General features: G+C 67.8%; 13 protein-coding genes. 5 read left to right on the top strand and 8 right to left on the bottom strand.

Annotated features, from left to right (window positions below; genetic code table 11):
* The first annotated feature begins 246 nt into the window (after positions 1-246).
* On the top strand, positions 247-3,177 hold the full coding sequence (locus Q9Q95_RS15295) for a PAS domain-containing protein (protein WP_306098002.1): 2,931 nt from the start codon (positions 247-249) through the stop codon (positions 3,175-3,177).
* Positions 3,178-3,406: 229 nt separating this feature from the next.
* Here the strand turns inward: Q9Q95_RS15295 and Q9Q95_RS15290 are convergent, their stop codons facing one another.
* Positions 3,407-4,792 (bottom strand): RNB domain-containing ribonuclease, encoded by a 1,386-nt coding sequence (locus Q9Q95_RS15290; protein ID WP_306098001.1) that lies wholly within the window; start codon positions 4,790-4,792, stop codon positions 3,407-3,409.
* Between the two features lie 202 nt (positions 4,793-4,994).
* On the opposite strand from Q9Q95_RS15290, the gene Q9Q95_RS15285 reads away from it, so the two are divergent.
* A complete protein-coding gene (locus tag Q9Q95_RS15285) occupies positions 4,995-6,323 on the top strand; it encodes an MFS transporter (RefSeq protein WP_306098000.1) in 1,329 nt (442 codons plus the stop codon).
* A gap of 141 nt (positions 6,324-6,464) precedes the next feature.
* Here Q9Q95_RS15285 and Q9Q95_RS15280 read toward each other — a convergent pair whose 3' ends face one another.
* A complete protein-coding gene (locus Q9Q95_RS15280; protein WP_306097999.1) occupies positions 6,465-8,756 on the bottom strand; it encodes a glycoside hydrolase family 3 N-terminal domain-containing protein in 2,292 nt (763 codons plus the stop codon).
* A gap of 188 nt (positions 8,757-8,944) precedes the next feature.
* Here Q9Q95_RS15280 and Q9Q95_RS15275 point away from each other — a divergent pair, with 188 nt between their 5' ends.
* On the top strand, positions 8,945-9,958 hold the full coding sequence (locus Q9Q95_RS15275; RefSeq protein ID WP_306097998.1) for a LacI family DNA-binding transcriptional regulator: 1,014 nt from the start codon (positions 8,945-8,947) through the stop codon (positions 9,956-9,958).
* A gap of 102 nt (positions 9,959-10,060) precedes the next feature.
* Positions 10,061-11,503 carry a glucoamylase family protein gene (locus tag Q9Q95_RS15270; protein WP_306097997.1) on the top strand — a complete coding sequence of 481 codons (1,443 nt, stop codon included), beginning with the start codon at positions 10,061-10,063 and terminating at the stop codon, positions 11,501-11,503.
* A 135-nt stretch (positions 11,504-11,638) separates the two neighbouring features.
* Here Q9Q95_RS15270 and Q9Q95_RS15265 read toward each other — a convergent pair whose 3' ends face one another.
* The 6 genes from Q9Q95_RS15265 to Q9Q95_RS15240 form a co-directional block, all read right to left on the bottom strand.
* The gene (locus Q9Q95_RS15265) at positions 11,639-12,637 is read right to left on the bottom strand and encodes a N(4)-(beta-N-acetylglucosaminyl)-L-asparaginase (protein WP_306097996.1); all 999 of its coding nucleotides are present in this window, start codon (positions 12,635-12,637) and stop codon (positions 11,639-11,641) included.
* Complete coding sequence (locus tag Q9Q95_RS15260; protein WP_306097995.1) at positions 12,634-13,365, bottom strand: copper homeostasis protein CutC; 732 nt, start codon at positions 13,363-13,365, stop codon at positions 12,634-12,636. Before Q9Q95_RS15260 ends, Q9Q95_RS15265 begins: the two co-directional genes overlap by 4 nt.
* 40 nt (positions 13,366-13,405) lie before the next feature.
* Entirely contained in the window at positions 13,406-15,211 is a 1,806-nt protein-coding gene (locus tag Q9Q95_RS15255) for a family 43 glycosylhydrolase (RefSeq protein ID WP_306097994.1), read from the bottom strand.
* The gene (locus tag Q9Q95_RS15250) at positions 15,208-15,885 is read right to left on the bottom strand and encodes a DUF6445 family protein (protein ID WP_306097993.1); all 678 of its coding nucleotides are present in this window, start codon (positions 15,883-15,885) and stop codon (positions 15,208-15,210) included. Before Q9Q95_RS15250 ends, Q9Q95_RS15255 begins: the two co-directional genes overlap by 4 nt.
* A gap of 76 nt (positions 15,886-15,961) precedes the next feature.
* The gene (locus Q9Q95_RS15245; protein WP_306097992.1) at positions 15,962-18,985 is read right to left on the bottom strand and encodes a TonB-dependent receptor domain-containing protein; all 3,024 of its coding nucleotides are present in this window, start codon (positions 18,983-18,985) and stop codon (positions 15,962-15,964) included.
* A 161-nt stretch (positions 18,986-19,146) separates the two neighbouring features.
* Complete coding sequence (locus Q9Q95_RS15240; RefSeq protein ID WP_306097991.1) at positions 19,147-20,685, bottom strand: tryptophan halogenase family protein; 1,539 nt, start codon at positions 20,683-20,685, stop codon at positions 19,147-19,149.
* A 191-nt stretch (positions 20,686-20,876) separates the two neighbouring features.
* Between Q9Q95_RS15240 and Q9Q95_RS15235 the strand changes: the two genes are divergently transcribed.
* Positions 20,877-22,682, top strand: coding sequence for an IlvD/Edd family dehydratase (locus Q9Q95_RS15235; RefSeq protein WP_306097990.1), 1,806 nt, complete (start codon positions 20,877-20,879; stop codon positions 22,680-22,682).
* Positions 22,683-22,738 lie beyond the last annotated feature (56 nt).

The raw sequence follows: 22,738 nt of genomic DNA, 5'->3' as shown, positions 1-22,738 counted from the left end.
GCTCGCAGGCTGACAACGCTGTCCAAGCCTCGGCCGAAGCGAATCGCGACACGCGCTGCGCAGCGTCGCGATCACCTTCCAACACCCCTCGCTCCGAAGTCTTGCGCCCCGGATGACGCGTTTAGAGCATAGATTGAGAGCGTTCTCAAGAACGTTCTCATCACACCACGGGAACGGCATGCCAAAAGGCTGGTTTTACGTTGGAGGCGTTGTATTCTCGCATCAGCGGCGGGATTTCTCGAACGAATGGCGGGGCTTGCGGTGAACGGCGCGGGGATCGAGAGTCAGCGGCACGAGGCGCTCGCCGAGCTCGCCGAGCGCATCCGCGACCTCGAGGATCCCGATGCGATCGCCTATGAAGCGGCCGCGATGCTGGGCCAGCGGCTGGGCGTCAGCCGCGCCGGCTATGGCACGATCGACAAACAGGCCGAGACGATCCGGATCGAGCGCGACTGGAACGCGCCCGGGGTCAGCAGCCTCGCCGGGCTGCTCCATTTCCGCGATTATGGCAGCTATATCGACGATCTGAAGGCGGGGCGCACGGTCGTCGTCGCCAATGCCGAGCGCGACCCACGCACCGCCGCGAGCGCGGCGAGCCTCGCGGCGATCAGCGCGCGATCGTTCGTCAACATGCCGGTGACCGAGCAAGGCGGATTCGTCGCCCTGCTGTTCCTCAATCACGCGGACCCGCGCGAATGGAGCGAGGACGAACTCGTGCTGATCCGCGAGGTCGCCGATCGCACCCGCAACGCGGTGGCACGGCGCGAGGCCGAGCAGGCGCTGCGCAAGAACGAGGCGCGGCTGCGCTTCCTCGATACCCTCGGCACCGAGACCGCGCGGGCGAAGGATGCCGATGCGGTGATGGCAGTGACCACGCGGATGCTGGGCGAGCATCTCCGCGGATCGGACTGCGCCTATGCCGACATGGAAGCCGACGAGGACATGTTCAACATCCGCGGCGACTGGCACGCCGCGCATGTGCCGAGCATCGTCGGGCGCTACAGCCTCGCGACGTTCGGCAGCCTTGCGGTCGCCTGCCTCAAAGCGGGGCATCCGCTGGTGATCGACGACGCCAACCTGCTGGGCGACGACGGCGCCCGGGCATTCCTCGACATCGGCATCCAGGCGACGATCTGCATGCCCTTCCTCAAGGAAGGCCGGCTCACTGCGTTGATGGCCATCCACGATTCGCAGCCGCGGCGCTGGACCGCGGACGAACTGGGGCTACTGCGCGAAGTGACCGAGCGGAGCTGGGCGCATGTCGAGCGGGTGCGCGCCGAGGCGGCCTTGCGCGAGAGCGAGAGCCGGCTGCGACTGGCAGTGGAAGGCGCGCGGATCGGGACCTGGGACTGGGACCTCCGGACGATGCGCGGCAGCTGGTCGGCGCGGACCTGCGAGATCATGGGAGTCGCGAACGGCGAGGAGCTGACCCCCGAGCAGCGCCTCGAATCGATCCACCCCGACGATCGCGAGCGCGTGACCGCGATCGTCACCCAGCTGATCAAATCCGGCGAGGAATTCTCGACCGAATATCGTATCGTCCGCCCCGATGGCGGCGTCCGCTGGATCGCCTCGCGCGGGGTGGTGCAGCGCGGCGCGCGCGGCAAGGCGATCCGCACCACCGGCATCGTTCGCGACGTGACCAAGCGCCGCGAGGCGCAGGAGGCGCTCAAGGCGCTCAACGAAACGCTCGAGCAGCAAGTCGCCGAGCGCACGGCCGAGCGCGACCGGATGTGGCGGCTGAGCAGCGACCTGATGCTGGTGGTCGGCCGACGCTGGGAGATTCGCGCGGTCAACCCCGCGCTGGAGACGCTGCTCGGCTATGCCCCCGAGGACGTGCTCGGCCAGCGCTTCGATCGGTTCCTGCATCCCGACGAGTCGCAGGGGATGACCGAGGCGGTGCGCGCCGCAGCGACCGGGCCGCTGCGCGACTTCGTCGCCCGGCTGCGCACCCGCGATGGATCGTGGCGCCGCTTCGCCTGGACCGCCGCCCCCGGCGAGGGCGAGGCCTATGTCATCGGCCGCGACGTGACCGAGGAGATCGAGCGGCGCGAGGAACTCGAGCGCGCGCAGGAAGCATTGCGTCAGGCGCAGAAGATGGAGTCGCTAGGGCAGCTGACCGGCGGGGTCGCGCACGACTTCAACAATCTGCTGACGCCGATCATCGGCAGCCTCGACCTGCTGTGCCGCAGCCAGAATGCGAGCGAGCGCGAGCGGCGGCTGATCGGCGCGGCGCTCGAATCGGCCGAGCGCGCACGGACGCTGGTCCAGCGGCTGCTCGCCTTCGCGCGACGCCAACCGCTCCAGGCCGGCCCGGTCGATCTCGGTGTGCTGGTGCGCGGCATGTCCGATCTGATCGCGAGTACTTCGGGGCCGCAGATCAAGCTGAGCGTCGACGTGGAGGCAGACCTGCCGCCCGCGCTCGCCGACGCCAATCAGCTCGAAATGGCGATCCTCAACCTCAGCGTGAACGCGCGCGACGCGATGCCCGAGGGCGGGCGGCTGACCCTCGCCGCCTCTTCGGCCACGCTGGAGCCCGGGCATCGCTCCGAACTTCCGCCGGGCCAATATGTGCGGCTCACCGTCGCCGACAGCGGCGCCGGAATGGACGAGGAGACGATGGCGCGCGCGGTCGAGCCGTTCTTCTCGACCAAGGGGATCGGCAAGGGCACCGGGCTCGGCCTCTCGATGGTCCACGGGCTGATCTCGCAGCTGGGCGGCGCGATGCTGCTGTCGAGCAAGCCAGGGCTCGGCACCCTGGTCGAATTGTTCCTGCCCGTCGCCGGCAGCCCTGCGGCGGCACAGCGGCTGCGCCCGACCGACAGCCTGGGCGGGGCGGCGGGCACGGTGCTGCTGGTCGACGACGAAGCGCCGGTGCGCGCCGCGACCGGCGAGCTGCTGCGCGATCTCGGCTATCAAGTGGTCGAGAAAGAGAGCGGACGCGCGGCGCTCGAGTATCTGGATGGGAATCGAGTCGACTTCCTCGTCACCGACCATCTGATGCCCGGCATGCAGGGCACCGATCTGGTGCGCGAGGTCCGCGAGCTCCACCCGCAGGTGAAGGCGCTGATCGTCTCGGGCTATGCCGATCTGGAGAGCATCTCGCCCGATCTGCCGCGGCTCGCCAAGCCGTTTCGGCAGGACGAGCTTGCGGCGAGTCTGGCGAGGTTGGGATAGGCCTTGGGCGGCATCCCTCCGTCGGCGGGGATGATGGATCGGAGAGCCTCGCCCCGCCAATTCGGCACCCCGGACCTGTTCCGGGGTCCACCGCGCCGCAGATGCCGGTCAAGGGCCTCTATCGCGCCACCTGGATGCCTGGTGGACACCGGAACAGGTCCGGGGTGACGGAAGAGAGTCGGAATCACCTGGCCAGCGTTCACCGGCTTTTGTCGCGAAATAGCGTGTACTAGGTCACGGGTTCGAAGCGCACTCGCTGACGATCGGGATCGGCGGCGGTCAGCCGGACGGTCACCGCGTCGCCCGGCGCCGCGCCCGTCATCGCCACGCGGGTGACGATCGGCAGGTCGCGCAGCTGGATGCGCGCGCCGCGATCGTCGGCGTCGGTGACGATTGCCGCGAAGGTCTCGCTTTCCCTGCCCTGCAGCATCACCGCTTCGGCAAGGTCGACCACTGCGCGATCGATCTGGCCGCCGATCGCGTCGGCGCGCGCCATTACTGCCGGCAATTCGTCGAATGCTTCGGTCACCACGCCCGGGACCGGCCGGCCATTGGCCACCGCCAGCGTGGCGCGGATCACGTAGCGATCGGCGAGGCGGCGGAGCGGCGCCGTGGCATGTGCGTAGCTCGCCGCCACCGCCGCATGCCACGGGACGATTCCGGGCTGGAAGGGCTGGTACGACGCCCCCTGCCCTGCCCGGCGGACCGCCAGCATGAATGCTGCCTGCTTTGGATCACGCGAGTCGAGCCTGGCCTCGAACTGCGCCAGCGGCGCCATGGCCGGCCAGTGCAGGCCGAAAGCCGCGGCGGTCTGGCGCAGCCGCGCGACGGCATGGTCGTCGGGTTCGGCCATCACCCGGAACAGGCCGGTCGCATGCGCCCGCAGCACTTCGGCGATCGCCATGTTGGCGGCAAGCGAAAGCGCGGCGTTGCGTTCCTCGGAAACCAGCCTCGGACGGAAGACCAGTTCGAAGCTGCCATCGTCGCGCATCGCGACTTCCTGCTCGGGCGGATCGACCCGGGCGGCGCCGCGACGGCCCTCGGCCTGCTGGAGCCGGGCAGTGAGCTCGGCGAAGCCGGACGGCAGATCCGCATCGCGGACGCTGTCATAAGCGAGCTTGGCGGCGCTGCGGATCACCGCGCGCTCGGCCCCGTCGAGATGCACCGCCCCGTCGGGCGCGACCCGCACGGTGAAGATCACTGCGGGCCGAGGCCCATCGGGAAGCAGGCTGGCGGCGCCTTCGCTGAGCGTTCGCGGATAGAGCCCGGCCTTGCCGTCGGGAAGATAGAGCGTCGTGCCGCGGTGCCATGCTTCGCGGTCGATCGCGTCGCCATCCTCGACGAACCACGCGACGTCGGCGATCGCGTAATGGAGGAGCATGTCCGCGCCGGCTTGCTCGATCGCGAAAGCCTGATCGAGATCGCTCGCGCCGGCGGGATCGAGCGTGACGAAATGCCGGCCGGTGCGGTCGACATGTTCGGTCGGGGCGCGGGCGGCCGCGGCCTCGGCGGCGGCGAGCACCGCGGGCGGGAAGCCCTCCGGCACCTGGAAGCGGGTGCGGATCGCGGCAAGGCCGCGGGCGAGGCTGTTGGCGGGATCGGCGAGGGCTTTCATGGCTCAGGTATAGGGGCGGCGCCACAACGCGAACAGGCAAGTCCGCAAATCCGTGCCCGAACAGGCAAGAAGCACCCTCTTCTCGTCACCGCGGACTTGTTCCGGGGTCCACCGCGAGGCAGTCGATGCAGCCGGAGTCGCCGGGCTGTCGCGTGCGGCCCGGTGGATGCCGAAACAAGTCCGGCATGACGGAGATGGCTTTGTGAAAGATGCCCTGCCCATGAAGGCCCGGCTGATCCTGTTCGCCTTCGGGGACTTCGCGTTCAATCTCTACTGGCAGAGCATCATGCTCTTCCTGCTATTCTATTATACCGACGCGCTGGGGCTGCCGATGACGACCGCGGCGGCGATCTACACCGCCGCGTCGATCTGGGACGGGATCGCCAATTTCGTCGCGGGCGCAGTGACCGACCGGCGCCGGCCGCGACACGGCTATGGCCGAGTGCTGATCATGGGGAGCGTGCCGCTCGGGCTTGCCTGCATCCTGACCTATGCGCCGCTCGGCACCGGCGCGGCGGGGCTCGCTCTGGTGGTGATCGGGCATCTGCTGTTCCGCACGGCCTATGCCGCGATCAACGTGCCCTATCTGGCGATGGGTGCGCGGATCAGCGTCGACAGCCGCGATCGGGCGTTCGTCGCCGGCGCGCGGATGCTGTTCGGGACGCTCGCCTGGGTGGTGGTGGCGCGCGGGACGGTGCCGATCGGGGCGTGGATCAGCGGCGGCGCGGTGGCGGCACAGGGCTATTTATGGGCGGCGATCCTGTTCGCGGTGCTGGGTACCGCGATCCTGATGCTGGTCGGCGCGACCTATCGCGAGGATGCGGTGCCCGCCGCCCCCGCCCCGCCTTCGGTACGCGCCAGCGTGGCCAGCCTGATCGCCAACCGGGCGTTCGTCACGCTCAACCTCGCGATGATGGCGATGATCGTCGCGGTGACCGTGCTCAACAAATCGGTGCTCTATTATTTCAAATATTTCCTCGGCAGCGACGATGCCGGGCAGAGCGCGCTGGCGTGGATGGGCGTGGTGAGCGCCGTCGCGGTGCCGGCATGGATGCTGCTCCAGCGGTTGCTGGGGACCCGCGCCTTGTGGTTCGTCGCGGCCTGTCTGTGCATGGCGGGGCTGACCCTGTTCGCGGCGGTCCACATGGATCGTCCGGTGGCGATGCAGCTCTTCCTCGTCGGCATGCAGGCGGCGATCGTCGGGCTCCACTTCGCCTTCTGGGCGATGCTGCCCAACACGATCGAATATGGCGAGCAGGCGACCGGGCTGCGGGTGGAGGGCGCGGTGTTCGGGGCGGCTGCCTTGCTCCAGCGGGTGGCGATCGGGCTGGCGACGGCGATCCTCGGGCTGGGATTCGATCATGCGGGCTATGTCGCGAACGTCCAGCAGAGCGCGGCGACGCTGGCGGCGATGCGCTGGACGATCGCGCTCGTGCCGCTGGGCGCGCTGGCGGTTTCGTGCGGGCTGATGCTGCTCAACCCGCTGGGGAAAGGCGCGCACGCGCGGATCCTGAAGGGGCTGGAGCGTTAGCCCAATCCTCCCTCGCGCAGCGGGGGAGGTGGCGCCGAAGGCGACGGAGGGGGCGTAGCCGCAAGCGATATGCCTGTGGAGAGCCCCCCTCCACCAGCTTCGCTGGTCCCCCTCCCCCGCTTCGCGAGGGAGGATTTCCGGTCAGCCCTTTATCAGCTCGAACTGGCCATGGACGCCCTCCGCCTCGGCCGAGGGGGCGATCCACACGTCGAACAGGCCCGGCTCGACCGTCGGCTTGTCGTCGCGGCCGATGAACAGCAGCAGCGAACGGTCGAGCTTGAAGGTCACGGTTTCGGAGGCCCCGGGCGCGAGCCGCAGCTTGCGGAACGCCTTGAGCTCGCGGACCGGGCGGGTGATGCTCGCGGTGCGATCGCGGATATAGAGCTGGACGACTTCCTCGGCGGCGCGGGTGCCGCGATTGGTGACCGTTGCGCTGACCGTGAGCTGACCGTCCCATGCCAGGGCCGGCGCGGTCTGCAGCCCCGCATAGTCGATCTTGCCGTAGGTCAGGCCATGGCCGAACGGATAGAGCGCCTTGTTCGGGATGCCGCGATAATGCGCCTTGTACGGCTCGAGCTTGTCGTCCGACGGATTGGGGCGCCCGGTGGGCTTGTGCGCATAATAATAAGGCTGCTGGCCGGGCGAGCGCGGGAAGCTGCACGGCAGCCGGCCCGAGGGGCTGTATTCGCCGAACAGCACGTCCGCGGTGGCGTTGCCGCTCTCGGTACCGAGGAACCAGGTGACGAGGATCGCGGGGGCGGCGGCGACGGCGCCCTGCAGCGCGAGCGCGCGGCCGTTCTTGAGCACCACCACCACCGGCTTGCCGGTAGCGGCGACTGCCTCGGCGAGCGCCTGCTGCGGGGCGGGAACGACGATCTCGGGACGCGACTGGGCCTCGCCCGACATGTTCTCGCTCTCGCCGATCGCGAGCAGGACCACATCCGCCGCCTGCGCCGCGGCGACCGCGGCGGCGATCCCGCCGGGGAGCGCTTCCTCGACTCCGGAGCCGGCAGTGACGGTGACGCTGTTCTTGTCGCTGACCGCGGCGCGCACGCCCTCGGCGAGATCGACGGCATATTCCTGGCCGCCATAGACCACCCACGGGCCGTTGAGGTCGTGCTTGCCCGAGGCGAACGGGCCGATGATCGCGATCTTCTTGCCCGATCTGGGCAAGGGCAGCAGATCGCCTTCGTTCCTGAGGAGCACGATCGATTTGCGGCCGGCCTCGCGCGACAATTCCAGCGCCGATCTGGTGCGCGAGCGGGCCTTTTCGCGCTTGACGTCGATGCGCCGGAACGGATCGTCGAACAGCCCGAGCGCCGCCTTGATCGCGAGGACTTTCCGCACCGATTCGTCGACGCGCGCCTGCGGCACCTCGCCGGCCTCGACCAGTTCGGGGAGGTGCTTGCGATAGAAGCCGCTGGTCATGCTCATGTCGACGCCCGCCAGGAACGCCAGCCTGGCGGCCTCGCGCGAATCCCTCGCGAAGCCGTGGTCGATCATCTCCATGTCGCCGGTATAATCGGAGACGACGAAGCCCTCGAAACCCCATTCGCCGCGCAGCAGCCCGCGCATCAGCCATTCGTTGCCGGTGGCCGGGATGCCCGACAATTCGTTGAACGAGGCCATGAAACTGAGCACGCCCGCATCGAGCGCGGACTTGAACGGGGGCAGATAGACTTCGCGCAGGGTGCGTTCGGAAATGTCGACGCTGTTATAGTCGAGCCCGGCCTCGGCGGCGCCATAAGCGGCGAAATGCTTGGCGCAGGCCATCATCGAATCCACCGCCTTCAGATCCTTGCGCTGGAAGCCGCGGACGCGCGCAGCGGCCATCAGCCGGCCGAGATGGACGTCCTCGCCGGCGCCCTCCATCGTGCGGCCCCAGCGCTGGTCGCGGGCGATGTCGACCATCGGCGCGAAGGTCCAGTCGATCCCCGAGGCGGCGCCTTCGTACGAGGCCATGCGCGCGGTGCGCTCGGCGAGATCGGGCTCGAAGCTCGCCGCCTCGCCGACCGGCACCGGGAAGATCGTGCGGTGGCCATGGATCACATCGGCGGCGAACAGCAACGGAATCTCGAGCCGCGACTCCTTCATCGCGACGGTCTGCATCTGCCGCGCCATCTCGGCGCCGTTGCCGTTGAACACGCCGGTCAGCTGCATCTGGCGGACTTCGTCGAGCTGCTGCGCGAAGCCGGGGGCGTTGCCGGCGGGATTGAGCGCGGTGGCGACGCCGCCGCTCCATGCCGCGGGCATGATCGTCAGCTGGCCCGCTTTCTCGGCGAGCGTCATCTTCGCGACCAGCCCGTCGACGAAGGCCGGCACCGGCAGCTGCGCCGCGGCCTGAAACAGCGCGCGGGCGGGGCTGGAGGCCCAGGCCGCGACCGCGCCTGCCCCGAGCATAGCCGCGCGCCGCGAAATCCTGGTATCGAGCATCTTGATCCTCTCCTGAAGCGCGCGTCCCAACCCGACGCGGCACAATCCGTTCACGCGGCACGCACGCAATTTTAGTGCTTGTTGCCGCCGTCCGTAACCGGTTACATAACCTTTGCGGGGCGAGGATTGCAATCGCCCTTACGGTCTGAAACGTAGGAAACATGCGTGAGGCCGGGAGCAGGAGCAAAATGGGCGAGGCCACTATCCGCGATGTCGCACGCCGCGCCGAGGTTTCGGCCGCGTCCGTGTCGCGCGCGCTCAACGGCCTCAACAACGTTCGCGGCGAGACGCGCGAGCGGATCATGGCCGCCGCCAAGGAGCTCGGCTATGTCCCCCATGCCGGCGCGCGCAGCCTGAGCCTGGCGCGGGCACACGCGATCGGGGTGGTGCTGCCCGACCTGCACGGCGAATTCTTCTCCGAATGCGTGCGCGGCATGGACCGCGAGGCGAGCCGGCGCGGCTATCTGCTGCTGCTCTCCAACATGCACGACGACAGCGAGCAGGCCGCGGTGGCGCTCCGGGCGATGCGCGGGCGAGTCGACGGACTGCTGGTGATGGCGCCGCACATTCCGCCCGAAGCGCTCGAGCGCGCATTGCCCGCGGCTTTGCCCGCGGTGCTGATCAACGCACCGGGCGAAGTCGCGTCCCGGCCCGCGCTGCGGCTCGACAATCGCGCGGGCACGCGGGCGATGGTCGAGCATCTACTGGCGGGCGGCTATCGCCACATCGTCCATATCGCCGGCCCCGACGGCAATGTCGACGCGCAGGAGCGCGCGCAGGGCTTTCGCGAGGCACTGGCCGAGCTTGCGCCGGACATGCCGGTGCGGATCATCGCCGGCGACTTCAACGAGGAAGCCGGCGAAGCCGCGGCGCGCGCGATTCTCGCCAGCGGCGCGCCGTGCGACGCGGTGTTCGCCGCCAACGACATGATGGCGATCGGCTGCCTCCATGCCCTGCGTCAGGCCGGCAAAAGCGTGCCCGAGGATCTGGCGGTGGCCGGCTTCGACGACGTCCCGCTGGCGCGCTACCTCGCGCTCACCACGATTCAGGTGCGCATCGCCGAGATCGGCGCACGCGCGGTCTCGCGACTGGTCGACATGCTCGAGGGCAAGGGCCCCGGTGCGCCGACCGAGCTGCACGCGCCGCATCTGATCGCGCGCGCCACCACCGCGCCCCGCGCGAACGGCGCAGCTTATGGCTGAGCGGTTTTTGCGGGCCCGCATTGTAACCGGTTTCAGGACACCCCTCCTGGGAGGCGGCATCTTCTGCGCCGCCTCCCGCCTTTTTGGGGTATGAGGACGAACATGATCGACCGTCGCGCATTGCTCTCCCGCGCCTCGCTGCTTTCCGCCGCGGCCGCCCTTCCCGCTTGCGCGCCGGTGGCGCGGCCCGACGCAGGTGCGCCCGAGGGAAACACCCTCCCCGCTTTTTATGCGGATATCGAGGAACGCACCTTTCGCTGGTTCTGGGAAACGGTGAACCGCAAGAACGGGCTGGTGCCCGATCGCTGGCCGACGCCGGGCTTCTGCTCGATCGCCTCGGTCGGCTTCGGGCTGACTGCCTATCCGATCGGAGTCGAGCGCGGCTGGTGCAGCCGCGCCGAGGCGCGCGACCTGACGCTGACCACATTGAAATTCTTCTGGAACGCGCCGCAGGGGCCCGCGCCGAGCGGCATGACCGGGCACAAGGGCTTCTTCTACCATTTCATCGACATGGAGACCGGCCACCGTTTCCGCGATGTCGAGCTTTCCAGCGTCGACACCACGCTTCTGCTGATGGGCGTGCTGTTCGCCGGGCGCTATTATGACGGCGACCACCCGGACGAGGCCGAGATCCGCCGCCTCGCCCAGGCGATCTACGCCCGGGCCGACTGGAGCTTCTTCCGTTCCGACGGACGCAAGCCGGTGTCGATGGGCTGGCATCCCGAGCGCGGCCTGATCCCGGCCAGCTGGACCGGCTACAACGAAGGCATGTTCGTCTATGTGCTCGGCCTCGGCGCGCCCGAGCATCCGCTTCCGGCCAGCAGCTGGGAGGCATGGACCGCGAAATATGCCAGCTGCTGGCGCGGCGAAGGCCCGACCCGTCATCTCGCTTTCGCGCCGCTGTTCGGCCATCAATACAGCCATGTCTGGGTCGATTTCCGCGGCATCCAGGATGCGCCGATGCGCGCGGCGGGGCTCGATTATTTCGAGAACAGCCGCCGTGCGACCTATGCCAACCGCGCCTATTGCGTGGCGAACCCGCGGCGCTGGGACGGCTGGTCGAAGGATATATGGGGCCTCACTGCCTGCGACGGGCCCGGCGGTTTCCGACTGCCGTTCAAGGGCGAGACGCGCGAGTTCTTCGGCTATGCCGCACGCGGGCCGCTCGGCCAGCCCGACGAACGCGACGACGGCACGCTGGCGCCGACCGCGGCGCTCGGCTCGCTGCCCTTCGCCCCCGAGATCGTCATTCCCTGCGCCGAGGCGATGCGTCGCATCTACGGCGAGCGGCTCTACGGGAAATACGGCTTCCTCGACTCGTTCAATCCGAGCTTTCGATACAATGAAGTGAAACCGGAAAAAGGATCGGTCGATCCTACACAGGGCTGGGTCGACGACGACTATCTCGGCATCGATCAGGGGCCGATCCTGTTGCAGGCGGCCAATTATCGGAACGACTTCGTCTGGCGCCGGATGCGCGAGGAACCGGCGATCCGGCGCGGGCTGACCTTGGCGGGGTTCACCGGGGGATGGCTGGGCAGCTGACCGGCCTCAGCTCAGGATGGCCCGAACGGCCCGCTGCTTCACAGTGAAGTCGAAGAGCGCGCCGACGCGGTTGCTGCGGCGGGGTGCCTTGATGGTCAGCAGCTTCCATGTCCGCTTCCGGGATGACAGGAAGACCTAGCCGGCGAACAGGCTCGCCGAAGGCAGCACTTCCGCCGCGCCCGAATGGCGGGTCACGGCGTAGGTGAACCCGGGCAGCAGCGCATAGGCGCCGACACTACCGTCCGCGCCGAGCGCGAGAAAGCCGACCTGCAACCCCTGGACCGCGGCGCCGCGCAGTCTGGCGATATGTCTGACCGCCTCTTCGCACGCCGCCTGCGGCGACCGGCCGGCGCGCATCGAGGCGACGACCCGGGCAGTGCCGGCGATGCGCGTCACCTCCTCGCCGACTCCGGTCGAGGCGGCTGCGCCGACGCCTTTCTCGAGGAACAGGCCGGCTCCCGCCTGCGGCGAATCGCCGACGCGGCCGCGCATCTTGAACGCCATGCCCGACGTGGTGCAGGCCGCGGCGAGATGGCCGTCGAGCCCCCGTGCGAGGATGCCGATCGTATCGTGATTGAGACTCGATCCGGGCGGCCCGGGCAGCTGGTTCTCGATATTGGCGACGGGCTGGTATTTCGCGGTCTGGAGCCATTCGCGCCACGCCTGCTCGGCCTCGGGGGTGAGCAATTTCGTGCGCTCCATGCCCTGGTCGAGCGCGAAGCGGGTCGCGCCTTCGCCGACGAGCAAGGTGTGCGGAGTCTTCTCCATCACCAGCCGCGCGACCGAGATCGCATGGACGACGTCCTCCAGCGCGGCGACCGCGCCCACCCGGCCGTCCTCGTCCATGATGATCGCGTCGAGCGTCACATGGCCGTCGCGATCGGGATAGCCGCCATAGCCCACCGAATGGTTGGTCGGATCGGCCTCGGGCACCCGCGCGCCCGCCTCGACCGCGTCGAGCGCCGAGCCGCCGGCCTTGAAGCGGGCGACTCCCGCTGCGTTCGCGGCCTTGCCGAAATCCCAGGTGGAAACCAGCGCAACGGGATCGGCAGGCGCTGCCCGGACCCCACCCGCGGCGAGCGTGGCGACGGCGCCGAGGCCCAGCGCGCCGCGCCTCGTGATCGCTTCGTTCAACCTGCATCTCCTTCGATGAGTGCCGCGCGCAACTGGGCGACGATCCTGCTGTCCGTGCGGCGGCGCGGACCGGTGGCGAAACCGAGCCGCAGCGTGGCGGCGTCGGGCTCGGGGCCGGGCGCGCTCGCCGATCCATGGACCTCGCGCACGCCGGTCTCCGCGACCAGCCGCGCGACATTGGCCGGCATCACCCCCGAGCCGGCAATGACCGACAGCCGATCGCCCGCCGCCGCGACCATCGCCGCGAGCGTCGCCGCGCCTTCGATGGCGGTCCGCGCCCCGCCCGAGCTGAGGATCTTGTCATAGCCGAGCGCGACCGCCTGCCGCGTCGCCGCGACCGGATCGGGTACCAGATCGATCGCGCGGTGGAGGACGAGCGTCGCGTCGCGCGCGGCGTCGCGGAAGCGGGCGAGCGCGTCGGTGTCGAGCCCGCCATCGGGCCGCAGCGCGCCGATCACGATCCCGGCGACGCCGCGCGCGACCGCGAGGCCGATCTCCGCGACCATCAGCGCCGCCTCGTCTTCGTCCAGTACGAAGCCGCCGGCGCGCGGACGGATCATCATATGGGTCGGGCAGCCGCTGCCCAGCGCTTCGTCGAGCAGCGCCGCCGAAGGGGTCAGGCCGCCGAGCTCGAGCGCCGAGCAGAGCTCGATGCGATCCGCACCGCCGGCAATGGCGGCGTGGAGGCCCGCGGGATCGTCGACGCAGATTTCGAGAAGTCTCGGCACGCCGCCGTTCCTAGGGAAGTCCGCGGCGCGATTGAAGAGGCTAGTCGATCCGCACCGGCTTCGAGCGCCGCGACACGCCATTCTCGTCGAACGCCTCGACCGCGACCCAATAGCCTTGCCCGACATTGAGCGCGCGCAGATCGAGGCTGGTGCCCTGCCCGGCCCAGCGCTGATAGGTCAGGGTGAGGCGGTCGGGGCGGATTCCCCAGAGGACATTGTAGCCGACCGCGCCCTTGACCGGGCGCCACGCGATCCGGGCGTCGCGCTGGTCGGTCGCGCGCTTCGCGGTCACGCCGCCGGGCATGGCGGGAGGCCTGCCGCCGGCGGAGCCGAACACGCGGATGTCGCTGATCGCCAAGTTCGCCGCGCCGACATGGCCGTGGACGTAGCGGACAAAGCGCGCCTGCACCGGCGCGGGCAGTTCGAGATAGGCGTTGGGGCGGTCGCGGCGCGGGGCTTCGGTTCTGGCGAGCGGCGACCAGGTCTTGCCGTCGTGCGACGATTGCAGCTCGAACTCGGTGTAGATGTCGGGCGCGTCGGCATAACGGTTCGACTTGTAGTCGGCATAATTGACCTGGATCGCGCGGAGCGTCTTCTCCGCGCCGAGATCGAGAGTCAGCGTCTCGTCGGGCCGGTTGGCGCCGGCGACCCAGAAGCTGCGTGGATTCTCGTCGGTGACATTGGCCGCGGCGAATTCGCCCATGGTGGTCGAGGCAGTCGCCGGCTTGCGGTACGAGAGCAGCATCCAGCCGGTGAACAGGCTCTCGGGGTCGGCGACCTTTGCGGTCGGGGCATAATGCGGGAAATCGCCGAAGCGCGACGATGCCGCCATCTGGCCGTCGGGGTAGAAATGGACCGGATAGAGCGCGATGCGCCGCTCCATGCCCCAGTTGTAGCCGATCCAGCTGGTGCCGCTGTTCCACCAATTGCCGTGGCGGTCCTGAAAGGTCGAGCCATGGCCCACCCCTTGGGCGAAGCCGCCGGGGCGATAGGCGACCGGATTCCACGGCGCATAGGTGAACGGGCCGAGCGGGCTGTCCGACACATAGGTGCCGTTGGCATAGGCATTGAATTCGGAGCCGGGGGCACCGTACTGGAGATAGTAACGCCCGCTTTGCTTCGTCATCCACGCGCCCTCCATATAGGAAGGGCTCGGCTTGCCCGGGGCCCAGCAGGCGCAATGGTCCTGGCCGAAACGCTCCCAGCCATGGAGGGCGGGCTGCATCCCCAGCATCGGCTTGGGAGTGCTCTGGTACATGAGCTTGCCGTCGGCGAACGCGATCTTCGCACCGTACATCGGGAACACGTTCGACGAGCCCCAATACAGATACCATTGACCGTCATCGTCCTTGAACAAGGCCGGGTCCCACGGGCCGGGCGGGATCTCGCCGGGCTGCATTTCCTCGGGCGCCTTGTTGGTCGCGCCGGGGAGCGGCGGCATGCGGCGGACGAGGAAGTCGAGCCTGCCGGTCTCGGGCGCGTCGGTGACGAGGATCGCCTCGGGCTCCATCATCGACGGCTGAAGGACGATCCGCTCGCCGTCGGACCAGGCGGCGGGGGCAACGATGCTGTCGAACGGCCAGCGGCTCGGCTTGATGAAGGTCCAGTCGATCAGGTCGGTCGAGCGCCAATAGCCGTCGGCGAGCGTCTGGAACATATAATAGGCGCCCTTGTGCGTCACGATCGCGGGATCGGCGCCGGTGCGGTACGAGGCGTTGTCGTTGATCTGCTCGAAATTGTAGCGGTAGTCGATGTCGATCGGGTTGATCCAGGTCCGCTTGATCGGCTGGGCGGCGGCGCTGCCGGCGAGGCTGAGCGCGGCGAGGCTGAGGCTGGCGCGGATCATGCGCGATATCCTTTGACGAAGAGATTGGCAGTGAGCCGGCCGCGGCGCGGATCGGCGCTGAAGTCCATGTCGGCGGGGATCAGCCCCGAATGGAGCAGCCGGCCCTGATAGAGGGCCAGCCGGTCGGCATGGCCCTCGATCGCGCCGACCGCCTCGAAATGGCCGTTCGAGCCGTTGGTGTAGCCGCTGAGCGACGCGCTCTCGCGCCGCGCCGCCGCGACGAAGGCGTCGCGATTGGCTTCGGTGATCGTCTCGATCCCGGTCGAACGCTGGCGGTAAAAAGCCGTGCCGGGCGTGTCGCTGAGATAATGCAGGATCGCGATATAGTCCGGGTCGGTCGAATCGAAGTGCGGCGCGCGCTGCGCGAGGCCCAGGGTCTCGGGGCGGGCGGTGACCATCGAGAAGCTCGCCCCGAGCAGATCGAAGCGGACGAAGCCGAAGGCCCCGCCGAGAAAGGGCGCGGCCGCCTCGAGCGTGCTGCGGACATAGGCCCAGCCATGACCGTCGCGTTCGGACAGGATGCGGCGGACGCCGGGATAATAAGTCTTCGCGTCCGGCGGGAACGGCGCCAGCGCCGCGGCAATGTCGACCACCGCCTGCACGTCGCCGCTGAACCCGTCGATCACCACGACCGGGCTCTGGCTGGTTCCGACGCGGCGCAGTTCGGGCTTCATGCGACCCTGACTACCAAAAAAACCGGGGGAGGAACGCCGGGCCTCCCTCCCCCGAGTGGTTCGCTTCAAAGGGGGCTTAGAAGCGGTAACTCGCGCCGACCTGGAAGCTGCGGGCATTGCCGACGGTGGAATTCTCTTCCCACTCGCCGGGATTGTTGCCCGAGCCCCAGCCCGAATAGCTGCGGTTGATCGAGTCGAAGACGTTGAACACTTCCGCCTTGACCGAAAGCTCGTGGCCCCAGGGCAGGACGAACTTCTTGGTCAGCCGCAGATCGACATTGGCATAAGCGAACTCGTTCGACGGGAAGCGCACGCCGCCGAGATTGGCGATGCAGCCGACGCCGTCGGGAGTCGGCGACGGCGGCGTGATCGCTGCCGGCGGGCATCCGGCATAGCCGAACGCCGGACCCGAAGCGAAGGTGCCGGTCGCCGAGAACAGCACGTCGAGCGGCAGATTGACCATGCCGGTCGCGACGATGCGGTACTGGTCGACGCCCTGAACGCTCTGCCAGCCGAACTGGGTGACGTCCGGTCCGGCGAAGAACTCGTCGGCGCCGAGCTCGGTGCCGACATTGGTGCGGGCGCGCTGGAAGGTGCCGGACAAGGTGAAGCCCCAGCCCGATGCCTGGCTATAGGGCTTGTCGACGGTCAGATAGATCGCGTTGTAGACCGCCTTGCCGTCGTTCTGGCCGATGTTGAGCTTGCCGCTGAAGCCCGGCAGCTGGCCGTTCTGCGCCGCGCAGATGCTGGTCGGTACCGGCGAGCCATTGGCATTGGTCAGCGAGCCCGGAATATTGTCCTGAACCCAGAGGATGCCGCCGTCCGAGCAGCCGGTGACGTTGCCGGCCCCGTCGCGGTTGACGATCCGGGTGTACCAGCCATTCTCGAAGCGGTTGCCGCGCACGAACTGGAAGATGTTGTGGCTGCGGATATGCGCGAAGGTCAGCGAGGTCTGCACTTCGCCGAACCGCTTGCGGACGCCGAGGCTGAACTGGTCCGAGAAAGGCAGCTTGGTGTCGTTGTTGAGCAGCCAGACGTCGCCGCCGGTGCCCTGCGCGGTCGCGATCGCGCGAAGCGCGTCGGGGTCGCGATAGCTGTCGTTCCAGTTGATGCAGCCCGGCACGGGCGCGCCGCCGCTGCCCTGGCAGAAAGCGAGGGTGGTGACCGACCGATAATAGCTCGTGATCGTCTCGATGCCCGCGGTGATGAACAGCGGACGATCATAATAGCGGCCCGCACCGGCGAAAAAAATCAGGTCGCGGTCGCCGTTGACGTCGTAGCTGATGCCGAGGCGCGGCTGGATCGCTCCCCAGAACGGTTTGCGATTGTCGCCGGTCGAGATGTAATCCTCGGGATCGATTCCGGCAGCCTGCCAGCCCTGATAGTTGCGCAGCGCATTGGCGATGCGATCGGGGGTGACGAAATTCTCGTTCTTGGCGTTGGTCTCGAAATCCCAGCGCAGGCCGGCGTTGATCGTCCAATGCTCGTCGGGCGTCCAGTCGTCCTGGACGAACAAGCCGATCTGGGTGTTCTTCGCTACCGCAGGCGCAACGGGAACGGTCGAGATTCGTGCGGCATCGGGAATCTGGGTCGCCGCGTCGGTGAACGTGCCGCCGAAATAATAATAGCTGCCATTGTTGCGGCTGTCCTCGAGCCGCTCATAGGTGTTGAGCGTCAGCTTCGCGCCGGCCTTGATCGTATGATCGCCGCCGAAGAAAGTGACGTTGTTCTTGAACGTCCAGGTCTTCTGATTGTCGTTCTGGATGAAGCTGTTGCCGCCGAGCAGCGCCGCCTCGCCGCCGTTGACGCCGACATTGTTGGTGAGGATGACTTCCGGATCGTCGGTGTTGCGCGGCGTGCCGTTCGAGACGGTATTGTAGGCCACCGTGAGTTCGTTCAGCCAGCTATCGCCCCGGTGGGTCCAGTCCGCCTGATAGACGTTGATGTCGCTCACCAGCCGGCGGCCATGCTCGGGAACCGCATTGCCGCCGAAATCGGCAAGATTGTCTTCCTTGCGGACGAACACACTGGCGTTGATCGTGTCGCGGTCGGTGGCGAACAGGCTCAGTTTGCCGAAATAGAGGCGCTGCTCGAAGCTCTGCGCATAGGTGCCGTTATACTCGTCCTTGAGCGCTTGCGGGACCCTGCCCTCATTGTTCGGGTCCAGATTGACCGCGGTCGAAGGCAGCTTCTGGCTGGTGCCTTCGAACGCGCCGAAGAAGTGCAGCACGTCCTTGATGATCGGGCCGCCGAGATCGGCGCCATATTGCCAGCGGTTATAGGCGGGCTTTTCGCGATTCCGCTCGAAATAGGGCTGTCCGATGAACGCCTTGGGCTGCCACTCGCCGAACGCGCCGCCGTGGAATTCGGTGCCGCCGGTCTTGGTGACCGCGGTGATGATCGCCGAACCGGCCTGCTCGTATTCGGCCTTGAAGTTCTGCGTGTCGACCTTGAACTCCTGCACCGCCGATTGCGGGAAGGGATTGCCCTTCGAGAAATTCTGGCCGGCGACGCCGCCATGATTGACCGGGTTCTTCAGGCTGAGCCCGTCGATGAAGACGTTGGTGTTGTCCGAGCTGACCGCGCCCGCCTGAACGCGGCGATTGCCCGCGGTCGGCGACACCGCGACGCCCGGGGCGAGCGCGGCGAAGTTGAGGAAGTTGCGCTCGTTCTGCGGCAGATTCTCAATCTGCGCCTGGCTGACATTGGTCGACACCGTGGCGGTGCGCGTCTCGGTGCGGTCACGGGTACCGGTGACGACGATCTCGCCGCCGGCGCCCGCCGAGTCCGCGGGCGTGCCGAGGTCATAGGTAACGGTCTGGCCGACGGGGAGAACCACCGTCTCCGCCTCGCCACCCGACAACGTGACCTGATAGGTGCTCGGACGCAGGCCGACGATGACGTAATTGCCTTCGGCATTGACCGTGGCGGTGACGCTGCGGCCGGTCGTCGTATCGGTGACCGTGACGGTCGCGCCGGGCGCGGCACCTTCGACATGCCCCTGCAGCGTCGACGTGCTCTGTGCGGACGCGGGCGACCCGATCGTCAACGCAGCAGCAAGCGCCGCAGCCGAAATGCCGCGCGCGAGATTCGTCCGCATGTTGTTGGATTTCCTCACGACATTCTCCCCTAACCCTCTTTGTAACCGGTTACATGGCTGATTGCGCAGCTTCTGACTTCCGACAACGATGTCAAAACGCTTTCGCGCCATCTGTCAACAACGGGCTTGCACCGGCGTCGTTCAAGCCCGGCGGGCTGTGCTTATCCCGCAACACCCAGCGGCGGCGCCTTGCAGTGACGATCGATGAAGGCAGCGTGATCTGGCATCGCGTCCGCGACGTCGGCGATCACTTCGCCGGTGTCGCGGATGAATTGCGCGACGGTGTCCTGCGGGATCATCTCGACCATCGGATCGTAGGCGACGGGCAGCCCCTGCCCCAGCAGCACCTGCACCCAGCTTTCCTCGCGGAACAGCTCCGCTGCCGCCCGGCGGAAGAAACGGCCCGAGGAGGCGAACAGCTCGAGCCGCTCGGTGAGGCTGTCGGGCACCGCCATGTGCCTGAGGTAGCGCCAATAGTCGGTGTCCTCGCGCTCGGTGACCTTATAATGCGCGATGATGAAATCGCGCACGTCGGTGAATTCGAAATCGTGCTGGCGGTTATACTCGGCCATATCGGCGGCGGCGAAGCCGCGATGCGGGAACAGCCCGATCAGCTTGGTGATCCCGGTCTGGATCAAATGGATACTGGTCGATTCGAGCGGCTCGAGAAACCCCGAGGACAGCCCGATCGCGACGACGTTCTTCTCCCACGCCCTGTGGCGCTTGCCCGGACGGAAGGCCACCGGCCGCGGATCGGCGAGCGGCCTGCCGTCGAGATTGGCGAGCAAGGTCGCCGCCGCTGCATCGTCGGAAATCTGCCCGCTGGCATAGACATGGCCGTTGCCGATGCGGTGCTGGAGCGGGATCCGCCATTGCCAGCCATGATCGCGCGCCGTGACCCGGGTGTAAGGCGTCAGCGGCGACACGCTCTCGCACGGCACTGCGAGCGCGCGATCGTTGAGCAGCCACTGGTTCCAGTCCTCATAGCCCACGCCGAGCGCCTGCCCGATCAGCAGCCCGCGCATCCCCGAGCAATCGACGAACAGGTCGCCGTCGACCGTCCGCCCGTCGGCGAGCACGACATGGTCGACATGGCCGCTCTCCCCGTCGAGCTTCACGTCGACGATGCGCCCCTCGATCCGGGTGACGCCCTTGGCTTCGGCCCGGACGCGGAGGAACTTCGCGAGCAGCGACGCGTCGAAATGATAGGCATAGTCCAGGCCCGAGATCGGCGAGCCCGGATTGCGCGGATCGGGAAAGCAGAATTTGTTGGCCATGCCGGCGCGGCAATTGAGCGCGTAATCGTCGAAATGACCCACGGGCGCACCCATGCTCCTGAGCTTGAGCCAGAGCTGGTGCGGGTGAAGCCACATGAAATCCTGGCCGATCCGCCCGAAGCCGTGGAAATAGCGATCACTGCCGTTCCGCCAGTTCACGAAATCGATGCCGAGCTTGAACGTCGCCTGGCTCGCGCGGATCATCTCGACCTGATCGATCCCCGCCATCGCCAGATAGTCGCGGAGCGCGGGGATCGTCGCCTCGCCGACGCCGATGATGCCGATCTCGTCGGATTCGACCAGCCGGATCCGGTAGCCGCGAAACAGATGCGACAGCAAAGCCGCGGTCATCCAGCCGGCAGTGCCGCCGCCGATGATGGTGATGGTCTCGAGCGGCGCGTTCGCACGCATGGTATCGGTCATCGCCTCTCCCCGCCGCGCTTTCCGCGGTCGCCGCCTGTTAGGCGATGCCGGGGCGGCTCGTAAACGGTTACAGCGACGGCTTATGGTCGTAGTTTAGCCGAAAATCGCGCCTTCACCCTTGTCCCCTCGACAATTCCTTGGCAATAGTCTGACTAATATGGGCACGGCGCCCAAGGGCTCAAAAAACCGAAATGACTCACGATTCCAGCACTTCTCCGCGCAAGCTTCGTTCGCGTGCGTGGTTCGACGATCCTTCGAACGCCGACATGACCGCGCTGTATCTCGAGCGCTACATGAACTTCGGGATCAGTCTCGACGAGCTCCAGTCGGGCCGGCCGATCATCGGCATCGCGCAGACCGGCAGCGATCTCAGCCCGTGCAATCGCCACCACATCGTCCTCGCCGAGCGCATCCGTGACGGCATTCGCGAAGCCGGCGGCATCGCGATCGAATTCCCCGTCCATCCGATCCAGGAGACCGGCAAGCGCCCGACCGCGGGGCTCGATCGCAATCTCGCCTATCTCGGGCTGGTCGAGACGCTCTATGGCTATCCGATCGACGGCGTGGTGCTGACCACCGGCTGCGACAAGACCACGCCTGCCTGCCTGATGGCCGCTGCGACGGTGAACATCCCCGCCATCTCGCTGTCGGTCGGGCCGATGCTCAACGGCTGGCACAAAGGCGAGCGCACCGGGTCCGGGACGATCGTGTGGAAGGCGCGCGAGCTGCTCGCCGCCGGCGAGATCGACTATCAGGGCTTCATCAAGCTGGTCGCGACCTCGGCGCCGTCGACCGGCTTCTGCAACACGATGGGCACCGCATCGACGATGAACAGCCTTGCCGAAGCGCTCGGCATGTCGCTGCCCGGCTCGGCGGCGATCCCCGCGCCCTATCGCGACCGGCAGGAATCGGCGTATCGCACCGGCCTCCAGATCGTCGAAATGGTGCATGCCGATCGCAAGCCCAGCGACGTGCTGACCCGCGAGGCGTTCCTCAACGCGGTCCGGGTCAATTCGGCGATCGGCGGCTCGACCAACGCGCCGATCCATCTGAACGCGATCGCGCGGCACGTCGGGGTCGAACTCAATCTCGACGACTGGCAGACGCATGGCCGCGAGGTGCCGTTGCTGGTCAATCTCCAGCCGGCGGGCGAATATCTCGGCGAGGATTATTACCGCGCCGGCGGCGTCCCCGCGGTGGTCGCCGAGCTGATGCGCCAGGGACTGATCTTCGAGAACGCGCTCACCGCCAACGGCCGCAGCATCGGCGATAATTGCCGCGACGCCGTAATCGAGGACGAGAAAGTGATCCGCCGCTTCGACGCGCCGCTCAAGGAAGCGGCGGGCTTCTCGGTGCTGCGCGGCAATCTGTTCGACAGCGCGATCATGAAATTGAGCGTGATCTCGCCCGAATTCCGCGAGCGTTATCTCTCCGACCCCGCCGATCCCGACGCGTTCGAGGGCCCGGTAGTGGTGTTCGACGGGCCCGAGGATTATCACGCGCGGATCGACGATCCGGCATTGGGCGTCGACGAGCGCACCTTGCTGATCATGCGCGGCGCGGGGCCGATCGGCTATCCGGGCGCCGCCGAAGTGGTCAACATGCGCCCGCCGGTCCAGCTGATCCAGAAGGGCGTCCACGCGCTTCCCTGTATCGGCGACGGCCGCCAGTCGGGCACCAGCGGCAGCCCGTCGATCCTCAACGCCTCGCCCGAGGCGGCGGCGGGCGGCGGGCTCGCTCTGCTCCAGACCGGCGACCGGGTGCGGATCGACCTGCGCAAGGGCACCGCGAACATGCTGGTTTCGGATGAAGCCCTGGCCGAGCGCCGCGCGGCGCTGGAGGCGAGCGGCGGCTTCAAATTCCCCGCCAGCCAGACGCCGTGGCAGGAGATCCAGCGCGCAATCAACGGCCAGGCCGAGACCGGCGCGGTGCTCGAGCCTGCAGTAAAGTATCAGAAGCTGGCCCAGACCTTCGGGGTGCCGCGGCACAATCACTGACGCTTGTCGCACTCCTGCCCCCTCCATATGCTGGCCGGCGAGGAACAGGGAGAAGA

Origin of the sequence: Sphingomonas sp. DG1-23 (assembly GCF_030730875.1) — a bacterium.
GTDB lineage: Bacteria > Pseudomonadota > Alphaproteobacteria > Sphingomonadales > Sphingomonadaceae > Sphingomonas.
This window is presented reverse-complemented; position numbering and strand designations above follow the sequence as displayed.